Genomic DNA, 11,277 nt, shown 5'->3' on the forward strand with positions numbered 1-11,277 from the left:
CCAACGCTACCGCGTCACGCTTATATTCATCAGTGAAGCTCCTGCGAGTGGAACCCATAAAAGTAGTCTCCTACAGTCGGGAACCCGGACCAACCCCCACCCCGTCCATCAAACCGGGTACGCTCCAAGCGTCCCCGGACCCGCCACGGCATCCCCTCGGCGAACCAGTAGTCCAGCTTACCTTCCAGGACGTGAACGACGGCGTCTTCGCGGGTCTGGCGAAGATTTCCTCGGTGAGTATCCGGGCCCCTTCGACGACGCCGGTGAGGATGGTGGGCCGGTAGAAGTACCCGGGGCCCTCGACGGCGCCGCCGCCGGTCACTGCGGCCGCACCTTCTGCGACCGCGTGCGTGACGAGCTGGTGGACCTTCTCCCGCCTCTTGGCGTCGATCAGTGGCCCCATTGTCGAAGGTTTTTCCGTGCCGCGGGCCGGGGTAATCTCGGACATCTGGGCGGCGAATTTTTCCGTGAATTCGTTCGCGACGGTTTCGTGGATGATGAAGCGGTTGGCCGCGGCACAGGCCTCGCCCATGTTGCGCATCTTGGCGATCATGGCCCCCGCGACGGCGGCGTCGATGTCGGAGTCTTCAAAGACCACGAAGGGGGCGTTACCACCCAGCTCCATGGAGGTGCGCAGCACCGGTCTTAGAGGCATTCGCCAGCAACCCCCGCCCAACCTCGGTGGAGCCGGTGAAGGAGATCTTGCGCAGGCGGGGGTCCGTGACAAGCGGGCCGGTGCTGGCGCCGGCGGTGGAGGTGGGGATGACGTTCAGCACTCCGGCCGGCAGCCCGGCTTCCTGCATGAGTGCAGCGAACAGATGGAGGGAGGTCAGCGGGGTCAGGTTCGCTGGCTTCAGAACCATGGTGCACCCGGCAGCAACCGCCGGGGCAATCTTGCGGGTCGCCATCGCCAGAGGGAAGTTCCAGGGCGTGACCAGCAGACACGGGCCAACAGGCTTCTTGGTGACCAACAGCCTGGACGTGCCTTCGGGGGCGATGGAATAACGCCCGAATGTCCTTACTGCTTCCTCAGAGAACCAGCGCAGGAACTCCGCCGCAGGTGACTTCGCTGCGGGCCTGCGCCAGCGGCTTGCCCATTTCCAGGGTCATGAGCAGGGCAAAGTCCCCGGCCCGTTGCGTGACGAGTTCAAACGCCCGGCGCAGGATCTCCCCGCGCTGCCGCGGCGGGACCTGCGCCCAGGACTCCTGGGCGGCCGCTGCCGCGTCCAGGGCTGCAGCAGCCGGGTTTCTTCCGCAGGTGAAACAGACATTCAATTCTTCCAATCTTTGAGTGCATGTGGTCCCGGACCGCATGGTGTCGTGGCAGAGGGTGATGGTGGCTGGCGGCTCCTGGCTAGTAGGCCTTCACGCACTGTTCGACGACGAGGTGGATGAGGGCGAACACCTTGTCCTCAAAGTCCGGGGTTTTTCAGCTGGGTGCCGGAGATCCTGGCCGGGTAGTGCCGTTCCTGATGAGTGCGGATCGTGGCGTATTCCTGGTTGTCCATGCCGACCACCAACGGCGTGGCACCGTATTGGGCGGCGGTGGCCAGTTCCTGGCCGTTCATGAGGAATTCGCCGTCCCCCGGCGATGGTCACCACGCGCCGGCCGGGGTGGGCCAGGGACGCGGCGACGGCGGCCGGACCGAGTAGCCCATGGATGTCCATCCGCGCCGCCGGGACGGCGTCGGGAAGCGCGGCGAATTGTTCCTGTTGCGCACGCATCCTTGCCGTCCAGGCCTTCCATTCGGCCCTCACTGGAAGCTCAATCCTCTCCAGGTCCCGGACAAAGGCGTCCGGTTTGGCAACGATCTGGCGCGACACTCCCCCGGAGCGTCCGCGCAGGGACGGATCCATGGGGACAATGAAGTTCTTCTTGGTCCAGTCCTAGCGGCACAAAAAGCCGTCGGTGATGACGTCGCCGGGCACTGTGCCGACGAAGACCAGCAGGTCGGTCTCCTCCAGCAGGTCATGGGTGGGCCGGGGCCGGCCGTACCCGATCGGGCCCACATAGGACGGAGAATCGAAGGGGACGGTCCCTTCGGTGCGCCACTCGGCCACGGCAGGGATGTGATGACGCTCCAGCCACCGGGTGAGCCGGTCGGCCCCGTCCTGGGTCCAGTCATTGCCGCCCGTAACGAACAGCGGCCTGCTTGAGGCGGCCAAGGCGTTGGCCAGCGCGTCGGAGTCCTCCCCGGTCATGCCGCCTCCAGCGACGGGGATGGGCGGGTGCAGGGACGGGTTGACGTGTTCCCGGATGATGTCCTCGGGCAGGCCGACGACGACGGGGCCGGGACGGCCGTTCATGGCCGCGAACATGGCCTCGGCAACGATTTCCGAGGCACGTTCGGCATGGTCAAGGACCATGACGCGCTTGGCTCCGGTATCGAACCAAGCCTTGCTGTCGAATTCCCGGAATGCCTCCCGGTCGCGGTGGTCAAAGGGAATCAGCCCGACGAAGAGGCCCATAAGTGTTGAATCCTGCCAGGCGGTGTGCAGCCCAACGTGGGCGTTCGCCGCCCCTGGCCCCCGGGTCACCATCGCAATGCCCGGAAGCTGGTTCATCTTCCCGTCGGCCTCTGTCATGTAGCTCGCACCGCCCTCATGCCGGCAGACGGTTTCAATCGGCGAGCCGTGCACAGCCGTGCAGGACCTCGCGGTAGCTTTCCCCCGGGACCACGTGGACGCGCCGGACGCCGTGGGCCACGAGCGAGTCGACGATGACGTGCCCTGCCGACGGCGCCGGGTGCAGGGACGTCAGCGGAAGATATGTCGCAGGCAGTCCCGTTCTGCGTCTTCGTGTCTATCCCGCGGCGTGGACGGCGACGTTCAGTAACGTCATGGTGTTTCCTTGTCTATGGATTATCGACTGTCGCGGATGCATTCCGGAGTTCTCAGGCGTGGAGTGAGGCGGCGTCTTCGAGGTTTTTGCCTTTGGTTTCCGGTGCCATGAAGTAACTGGCTCCGGCTCCGACCAGGGCAATGCCGGCGGCGATCCACATGGTGCCCGAGAGCCCCAGGTGGGTCAGTGCCAAGGGTGTGGCGAAGGTTCCGATGGCGGCGCCGATGCGGCTGGTTCCGGTGCACAGGCCCACGGCGGTGGCCCGGACCTTGGTCGGGAACAGCTCGTTTGGATAGATCCATTCCAGGATTGAGGGCCCGCCGTTGAAGATGGCGTAAAAGGCGAAGGCGAGAGCGATCAGTCCCAGCGGGGCGGTGGGGAAGAGTGCCAGGAACAGCAGGCCGACGCCGGAGAGGATGAACCCCCAGATCAGGACGGGGCGGCGGCCAAGCTTGTCCACGACGAGCAGGGCGACAATGTTGCCTACAAGGAAGAATAGGTTGATCAGTCCGTAGCCGATGTTTGCTGCGTCTCCGGACTCGAGGTGGAACAGGGCCAGGATCTGCGGTCCAAAGGCGTAGATCGAGAACAGGGTCACGATGGTGCAGGTCCAGAAGATGGAGATGAAGATGACACGGTTCAGGTAGCCGCCGGTGAGCACCATCTTGAAGGCCTTGCCGGTGCTGAGCTTGACGGCATTGGGGTCATGGGCTGTGATCCCGTCCAGGGTCGCCCCCTCACCGATGGTCTTCTTCAAGATGGCCAGGGCCTCGTCGTGGCGGCCCTTGCCGACCAGCCAGTGCGGGGATTCCGGGATCGTGGCCCGGGCAATGAGGATCAAGACGGCCGGGACCGCCGAGGACAAGAGCATCCACCGCCAGCCGTCTTCCAGGGACAGCAGCCAGTAGCCGACAAAGGCGGCCACGGTTGCCCCGACGAACCACATGGCGTTTAGGCCGCCGAGCAGCCGTGCCCGCCAGTTCGCGGGCACGAATTCGGCTACGAGTGCGGTGGCGATGGGGTAGTCCGCCCCAACCGCTATGCCGATGAGCAGGCGCAGCGTGAACAACTGCCAGGGCTCATTGACCCAGAACTGTGCGACGGAAAACACGATGATCGCGACCAGGTCGATCGTGTACATGAGTTTGCGCCCGATTTTGTCGGTGATGTTGCCGAAGACCAGGCCACCGATGAAGACGCCGACCAGGGCGGAGGCGCCGATGAGCCCGTTCCACCACTCGTTCATCTGCCATTGGGGAATGACCTGGACCAAGGCGATGCCGATGATGGCCAGGATATAGCCGTCCAGGAACGGCCCACCCGAGCTGAACAGCGTCAGGCGCTTGTGGAACGAGTTCAGCGGTGCTGAATCAATGGTTAGTTGGGAGGTGGGTGCTGGAACAGGTGCGTGGAGCATGGTGGTTCCGATCTGGGCTTAGGGAAAGCGGCGGTGGTTACCCGACAGATCCGTGACCGAGGGTGGGTCAGGCTGTTGCGGCTGCGATGGCATCGATTTCGATGCGCTTCTGGCCCCGGAAACGGGCAACCTGCACCGTGGTACGGGGAGGCAGTGGATGGCCGCTGAGCCGGGTGAGGTAGGCGGCGTTGTAGTCCTCGAACTCGTCCAGGTCCGCGAGGTAGACGGTGAGTTTGAGGAGGCTGGAAAGGTCTGAATGTGCACCCGACAGGGCGTTTTCCAGGTTGTCGAATGCTTGGGTTACTTGGCCGGCAATGTCGGCTGGGGTTGAACCGTCGGCGCGGGTGGGCACCTGCCCGCAGAGAAAGACGATCCCGTTGACGGCGGCCGAGGCTGAGTAGGGCCGGGGCTTACCGTCGGAGAACTGGGTGCGCTCGATGCTGCTCACCGGTCCGCCATGAGGTAGTTCCGGGAAAGCTGATACATGCGATGCCATTCGTGGTCACTTACTTTCAGGGGGTTTTGACAAATGTTTGCGTCCTGGCGGGCCGGTCCGGAAGTGCCAGGAAGGACGACGACGACCGTGTTTTCCCCGTCCGACGGCGGCAGCAGCGATGCTGCCAGAGCTGTGCTGGGCGGCTCGCTTGCCGAGGTGACGGTGCCGTTGTTGACGGAGAGGTATTCCGTGCCGGCCTTGGTGGAGATGGCCACAATAATGGTGCGCCGCAGGTTGGCGCTGCGCCGCAGCAGCAGGTCGTTCCACAGTTGGCGCGGGATACCGGAACACGTGGTGCGGCTGACCCGGACTTCCTCGGCACCGCCGCTGGCGGCCAGGTCGATAAGCTGCATCGCCGAACGCAGTGCCGGTTGGTCCGGGCAGTCGAGCTCGTGAACGGTGACACCGGCCCACACAGTCGCTTTAGTCCCGGCGGCCCGCACGGGCTGTGCCCAGTCTGCCGCGAGCAGTTGCTCCAACAGGGCAAGCCCGTCCTTCGAGTCGACTTCGGCCCGCAGCACGGCCAGTCCGCCCTCCTGGGCCTCGGCGGGGTCCGCACCCGCGGCGCACATGGCGCGGAACGCCGATTCGACGATCTCGCGGGGCTGGACGAAGCAGACGGCATTCCCGTGGACACTGTCTGTGATGCCTGACACTTTGGTCTCAGACACTGGGGTCTCAGACATGGGCCTTCTCCTTGGTGTTGTCCATGACCTCGGCGAACAGGCGGCTGAAGTTGCCGCCGAGGACCGCGGCAATGGTGTCATCAGTGAGTCCGGCAGCCACCAGTCCTTCGGTGAGCCGGGGGAAGTCTTCGGGTCCGGTGAACCAGTTGGGCCAGGCGGGCCACCGGGGTGAGTTTTCCGGTGCGGTCGGCTGCCAGCGGCCGTTGCGGAGCCAGCCGACGAATTCGTGGTCCCAGCCGCGGGTGCAGTCGCTGCCCAGACCGACATGAGAGGGCCCATACTGATCCACCATGCGCGAGACCATGCCGGCAAAGCTCTCAATGGTCACGTGTTCGCCGCCGCTGACGGTCGGGTAGAGGCAGCAACCGATGACTCCCCCGCGGTCCACGAGCGGTTGGATCACGTCGTGCGGCTTGTTGCGGGGCGTGTCGAAGAACCACAGGGGGTTTGAATGCGTGATTGCGACGGGCATCGTGGAGACCTCGATCGCGTCGCGGCTGGTCCGGTACCCGACGTGCGAGAGGTCGACGAGCATCCCGACTCGGTTCATCTCCGAAACCACGACCCGTCCGTATCGGGTGAGCCCGGAATCCTCTGTCTCGAAGCAGCCGCCGCCGAGCAGGTTCTGGTTGTTGTAGGTCAGCTGGGCAATGCGGACACCCAGGCGGTGGAAAAGTTCCACATAGCGATAGTCGTCCTCGAAGGGGCTGGCGTTCTGGAAGCCGAGAAAGACGGCGATCTTGTCCTGTTCCTTCGCCTTTTCAATGTCGGCGCCGCTGGTGGCCAGGAAGAAAAGATCTTCGTTGCGGTTGGCCAGCTCGAGCCATTGGCCGATGGAGCGGATCGTTTCAGCCGCATTTTCCCAGACGGCGCAGGTGGCGTTGACGGCGCTGACGCCGCCGGTGCGCAGTTCTTCCAGGACGGGCCTGCTCCAGTTACTGATCTGCAGTCCGTCCACGACGGTCGCCTGCTGGTGCACACTCATTATTTCGCTCCTTCGGGCGCCAGCGGAAACAGCCAATCGTCGTCGTCTGTTCCGTTCATGACATCCGCCACGCGCGGAGCGCCGCTGAACAAAGTGACGCGCACCCAGTCAGTGGACTGCGGGCTGAAGTTGTTCATCCCGTAGGTCGCCAATTGAAAGCGTTGGGTGCTCAGCGGCAGGAATTGCGCATCCAGGAGGTTGTCCTGCAAATCCCCGTAGCGGTAATCCTTGGTTTGCTGGATCCGTTCGGTAGCAAACCGGTGGTCCGGATGGGCCAGCAGGAATTCGGCCACGCTGGCCCCGGCGGGGAAGCGTCCCAAATCAGCAGCCAGGGCGTTGATCCGGCGTGCCACGTCCGTGCAGTGCTGCACTGTGCCGGGCGCCATCTGTATCCGTTGCGCCCGCCTCGGTTCTTCGCTGTCCGCGGAGGTGTACCAGTAGTAGGTGGAGCGCTCCGGGGCGGCAAAGTCGTAGTTGCGGGTCCAGCCATAATTTTGATCCAGCAGTGCCCGCAGTTCGCCCCCGCGCATGGCAGGGTCAAAGGGCGGCGGGGCGGCCACCGTGAGAAGGGCGTCGGCCTCCTGATCGAAATCGTGCCGGAGTTCAATGACGATGGAGGCGAAGAGGCCGCGGGCTTCCGGGCTAAGGTCGCCCGCCAGTTCGTGCAGGCGCGCCAGCACGGGGGCGGCCTTCCCACCGGAAGCCATGAAGGCTTGGAGTTCGCGCAGCAGTTGGCGAAGTTGGGGCCTGATCGAATCGGTCGAAAGGAACGGCACGGTCTTCAACTCGGACTTTTCCGCCAGGTGCCGGTCAGCCCTCTCAAGTTGTTCAACAACCCGGCCCAGGTCAGGATCCTCCGGTGTGTAACTGGTGGTGAGTCCCGCGGCGAGGGGAAGCTCGCGGAGCTTGCACCAGGCGTCGAGGTAGCCGGGGTGGTTGACCAGGAAAGGCACCATGCCCAAGCCGGTGGCGTTGCCCAGCCCAAAGTACTTGCCCCACTCCGCATTCAGGGGAACAGCATTGGTGCCGGCGGCCCGGGCCTTGGCCCTGGCGACGTGCTCCACCAGATCCATGCTGAGCTCGCGCAGCAGCCAGGCGGCGAGCATTTGCGAACGGTAGGGGACGGACAAGGGGTGGGCGGCGGGCAGGGTGGCCAGCTCCTTGAGGCCGAACTTGCCGTTGCCGTAGAACGCGGTGCTGCGGATTAGGTAGGGGCTGGGGCCGATCTTCGCAACCTCCGGCTGGGTCCCCGCGGCAAGGCAGTCGCTCACATAGTCGAAGAAGCGGGCGCTGCGGTTGGCCCGGGTCATGATGATCGTTTCCGGGTCGGTGCGGCCTTGTTCCTGGACCGTGACGTTGCGGCGCAGTTCCGCCTCGCGCTCCGGGCTCAGTTCACCTTCGATGAGTGCGGCCGTGACGTCCCAGGCGTTCGCGATGACCCTGTCGGTGCGTTCGCTTTCTTCCAGTGCCTGGCAGAAAGCGATGAAATTCAAGCTGAAGCCCTCGATGTCAAGGGTGTAGACGGCGGTCCCCCGGCCCAGCTCGTCCAGCTCCAGACGAGACTTGGTCACACGCCATTGGTGGGAGGCCGCGCGGCGGAGCATCGTGCGGGCAAAACTGTGCCGGGTGCCCCAGGCGCCGTTCATGTCGGAACCGCAGAGCACAGCCTCCGGGGTGCGCAGCTCACACCTGGTCTTTTCGTCGATGAGGTTCATGGTCATGCCTTCCTGGGTGCCAGGCGCAGGTAGGCGGTCTTCTCGTGGGTGAAGAAAGTGGCGGCAGCGGCGCTGTTCTGCTCCCGGGGTCCGGCGAAGGTGGAGTCCTTCATTCCCCCGAACGGGGCGTGCAGTTCGGAGCCGGTGGTCGGGGCGTTGACCTTGACCAGCCCTGCCTGCAGCGCGGACACGCAGCGGCGGATGGCACGCTCGTCGCTGCTGAAGACGGCGGCGGTGAGGCCGAACGCCGTGTTATTTGCCAGTTCGATGGCATCCTCCAGGGTGTCTGCGTGCAGCACGGTTGTCACGGGGCCAAAGACTTCCTCCTGGCAGATGGTCATGGAGCGCGGTCCGGTCAGCACGGTGGGGGCGACGTAGCTGCCTTCGCCCTCTGGCAGAGTCGACTGGGCCAGGATTTCCCCGCCTTCCGCCAGCGCCTGTTCGATGGCGGCGTTGATTTCCCCGCGGGCCGACGGCGAGACGACGGGGCCGATCTGGACCGAGGCATCCGTGCCCGGTCCCAGCATCAGCTTCGATACCTTATCCTTGACCCTTGCCAGGAAGTCCTCGTGGCCGCCGCCGACCAGAATCACGCGCCGCGTGGCGGTGCACTTCTGACCGGTGGAACCCATGGCCGCGTTGACTACGCTGGTGGCAGCCAGCTCAGCATCCGCATCCGGAAGGACCAGTGTGGCGTTGTGACCGCCGAGTTCAAGCTGCAGTTTCGCTCCCCGTCCGCAGACTATTCCCCGGATGTGGTGGCCGACCGGCACGGAGCCGGTGAACGTCACACCACCCACCAAGGGATCGGACACCAGTTCGGAGCCCAGCTGGCCCGGGCCCAGGATCAGGTTGACCACGCCGGCGGGGACACCGGCGGCAGCCAGCGCCTCCGTCAGCAGAACGGAGACCCCTGGCGTGTTGCTCGCCGACTTCCACACCACCGTATTGCCGTGCAGGAGCGCCGGAGCGATCTTCCAGGCCGGAATCTGCAGGGGGAAGTTCCACGGGGTGATCACCCCGACCACGCCCAGAGGCCGCCGTATGGTCAGGATCCGCTCCTCCGGATGACTGGAGGGGAATTCGGTACCTACGGGATTGCGGGCGGAGGCGGCATGGTAATCAAAGGTGTCCGCCGATGCATCAACCTCCATCCTGGACTCCGCGATTGTCTTGCCGTGTTCGGCGGTCATGACGGCGGCGATTTCCTCGGCCCGGTCCCGGATGGCTGCCGCGGCGGTCGCCAGGACGCGGCCGCGTGCCAGAATGCCCAGCTCGTCCCAGGCCGTGGTTGCGGCAGCGGCGGCCTGGATCGCCTGGCCCAGCTCCGCGGAGCCGGCCTGGTGGTAGCTGGTCACTGCCTGGTCCGGCACCGCCGGGTTGTATCGGGACACGAAAGCACCTGATCCCTCAACCCAGGTACCGTTGATGAAGCTGCTGGCGGGTTTGGTCAATACGGGCATTTTCAATCCTTTGTTCCGTGCCAATCTGTGACTTCTCTCACCACCAACGTTAGGCGCATTGCCTTGCGAATTGAAGTATCTATTTGACGCACTTCAATATCCATTTAGTCTTGATTGCATGAACCTCAGACGCCTTGAACTTTTCGTCGCAGTGGCCGAAGAACTCCACTTCAACCGTGCAGCCCAGCGCCTTCACATGGCACAGCCGCCGTTGAGCCAGCAGATACGCAAGCTGGAGGACGAGTGCAAGGTCGCCCTGTTCGTGCGCAATTCCCGCAACGTGGAACTGACCGCTGAGGGCGAGGTGCTGTTGGAGCATGCGCGCAAGGTCCTGGCCCAATACGCCGTCATGACGGCGGCACTGTCGCATGCCAGGAACGGTGAACTTGGCCGGCTGCGTCTGGGCTTTGTTTCTTCGGCGGCCATATCCATGGTGCCCGGCCTGGTCCGGCACATGCGCTCACAGTGGCCTGGGATCGATCTCCAACTGCGCGAGGAGACCACGGATGTGCAATTGGAGCTCATTGCAGCCGGCATCCTTGACGCCGGCATTGCGCGGGAGGTCCGGACAGTGGCGGGCATCAGCGCCACGGTGCTCCGGCACGAGCCCCTGGTGGTCGCCGTGGCCGACGACCACCGCCTCGCCGCACAGTCCCCTGTGGGCCTAAAGGATCTGAAAGGTGAGGCTTTCATTGCCTTTCCGCGAAGCCGCATCTCATCGCTCTTTGACCACATTTCGGCCCTGCTCCATGCCGTGGGCGTGGACTTTGACATCGCCCAGGAAGCCGTCCAGTTCCCCACCATTCTCGGCCTCGTCGCAGCCCACCTGGGCATCGCCGTCGTGCCCGAATCGATGCGCGCGTTCGCCATCCCGGGACTGGTCTACCTGGACATTGAAGACGCAAACGCCAGCTCGACGGTCAGCCTGATCTACGCCACCGACACATCCAACTCCTTGCTCGTGACAAAAGTCAAGGAAGCGTTCCAGGAAATCCTAGTCTCTGTTGAGCGTTGCGTTATTTGACGATGAAGCCGTCATCTGTTTTGACGATGGTCCGGGGACGGAAACGCCCCGCCAAGGTGGTCTTGGCGGGGCGTTCGTGGTCAGGGTGGCGGCTTGATTGTCAGTGTTGGCGGGCGGTTTTTATTCGCTGAATTCGTTTACTGCTGATTGTGCTGCGGATTGGTCCACGATCGCGCTGTTTGCCGCGCGGGTGGCCATGAGCGCGGCGAGGGCAAGGTTGTTCACGGTGCGCGGGTAGCCTCGGGATGCTTGGTGGATGACGTTGATGGCGTCTTCGGAGAAGAGCGGGTCGGATCGGCCGGCGAATCCAAGGTGACCCTTGATGTAGCTGGTGGTGTCGTCCAGATTCATCTCGTTGATGGTGAACCGGGTCCCGATGCGTTGGTCCAGGGCTGCCATCACGGCCAGCTTCAACCGCCGGCGCAGGGTGGGTTGGCCGATGAGCAGCAACGCGAAGTGTGACTCCGTGTCCATGGATACGTTCGAGAGCATCCTGAGCGCCTCGAGGTCCTCGTTGGAAAGCAGGTGTGCCTCGTCGATGGCAATGACGGGCAGGCGGGAACGCTCGTCGAGTTCCCCGGCGAGCAGGGACGCGGCCTGGGCGGCCAGGGCCCCGGAATAGAAGGCGGGTGTGGCTCCCAGGGCGGTG

At 64.3% G+C, this 11,277-nt stretch carries 8 protein-coding genes and 2 pseudogenes; 1 reads left to right on the top strand and 9 read right to left on the bottom strand.

Features of this window, described 5'->3' with window-relative positions; all coding sequences use genetic code 11:
* Positions 1–187: 187 nt before the first annotated feature.
* The 8 genes and pseudogenes from QMG52_RS22500 to QMG52_RS20690 form a co-directional block, all read right to left on the bottom strand.
* Positions 188–1,239: pseudogene (locus QMG52_RS22500) on the bottom strand (aldehyde dehydrogenase family protein); the annotation flags it as partial.
* Between the two features lie 115 nt (positions 1,240–1,354).
* Positions 1,355–2,782 (bottom strand): annotated as a pseudogene (locus tag QMG52_RS20660) (thiamine pyrophosphate-binding protein).
* A 112-nt stretch (positions 2,783–2,894) separates the two neighbouring features.
* Positions 2,895–4,259, bottom strand: coding sequence for an MFS transporter (locus tag QMG52_RS20665; protein ID WP_283562298.1), 1,365 nt, complete (start codon positions 4,257–4,259; stop codon positions 2,895–2,897).
* 67 nt (positions 4,260–4,326) lie between these two features.
* A complete protein-coding gene (locus QMG52_RS20670) occupies positions 4,327–4,707 on the bottom strand; it encodes a RidA family protein (RefSeq protein WP_283562299.1) in 381 nt (126 codons plus the stop codon).
* Positions 4,704–5,441, bottom strand: coding sequence for a hypothetical protein (locus tag QMG52_RS20675; RefSeq protein WP_283562300.1), 738 nt, complete (start codon positions 5,439–5,441; stop codon positions 4,704–4,706). The genes QMG52_RS20670 and QMG52_RS20675 overlap by 4 nt, the downstream gene beginning before the upstream one ends.
* Positions 5,434–6,426, bottom strand: a complete 993-nt coding sequence (locus QMG52_RS20680) for a membrane dipeptidase (protein WP_283562301.1) — start codon at positions 6,424–6,426, stop codon at positions 5,434–5,436. The genes QMG52_RS20675 and QMG52_RS20680 overlap by 8 nt, the downstream gene beginning before the upstream one ends.
* Positions 6,426–8,141 carry a hypothetical protein gene (locus tag QMG52_RS20685; RefSeq protein ID WP_283562302.1) on the bottom strand — a complete coding sequence of 572 codons (1,716 nt, stop codon included), beginning with the start codon at positions 8,139–8,141 and terminating at the stop codon, positions 6,426–6,428. Before QMG52_RS20685 ends, QMG52_RS20680 begins: the two co-directional genes overlap by 1 nt.
* Before the next feature lie 2 nt (positions 8,142–8,143).
* Complete coding sequence (locus QMG52_RS20690; RefSeq protein ID WP_283562303.1) at positions 8,144–9,604, bottom strand: aldehyde dehydrogenase family protein; 1,461 nt, start codon at positions 9,602–9,604, stop codon at positions 8,144–8,146.
* A 118-nt stretch (positions 9,605–9,722) separates the two neighbouring features.
* On the opposite strand from QMG52_RS20690, the gene QMG52_RS20695 reads away from it, so the two are divergent.
* Positions 9,723–10,628, top strand: coding sequence for a LysR family transcriptional regulator (locus tag QMG52_RS20695; protein WP_283562304.1), 906 nt, complete (start codon positions 9,723–9,725; stop codon positions 10,626–10,628).
* 120 nt (positions 10,629–10,748) lie between these two features.
* On the opposite strand, the gene QMG52_RS20700 is transcribed toward QMG52_RS20695, so the two are convergent.
* The coding region (locus tag QMG52_RS20700) for an ExeA family protein (protein WP_283562305.1) at positions 10,749–11,277 on the bottom strand (529 nt) is incomplete at its 5' end.

Origin of the sequence: Paenarthrobacter sp. PH39-S1 (assembly GCF_030063245.1) — a bacterium.
Lineage (GTDB): Bacteria > Actinomycetota > Actinomycetes > Actinomycetales > Micrococcaceae > Arthrobacter_M.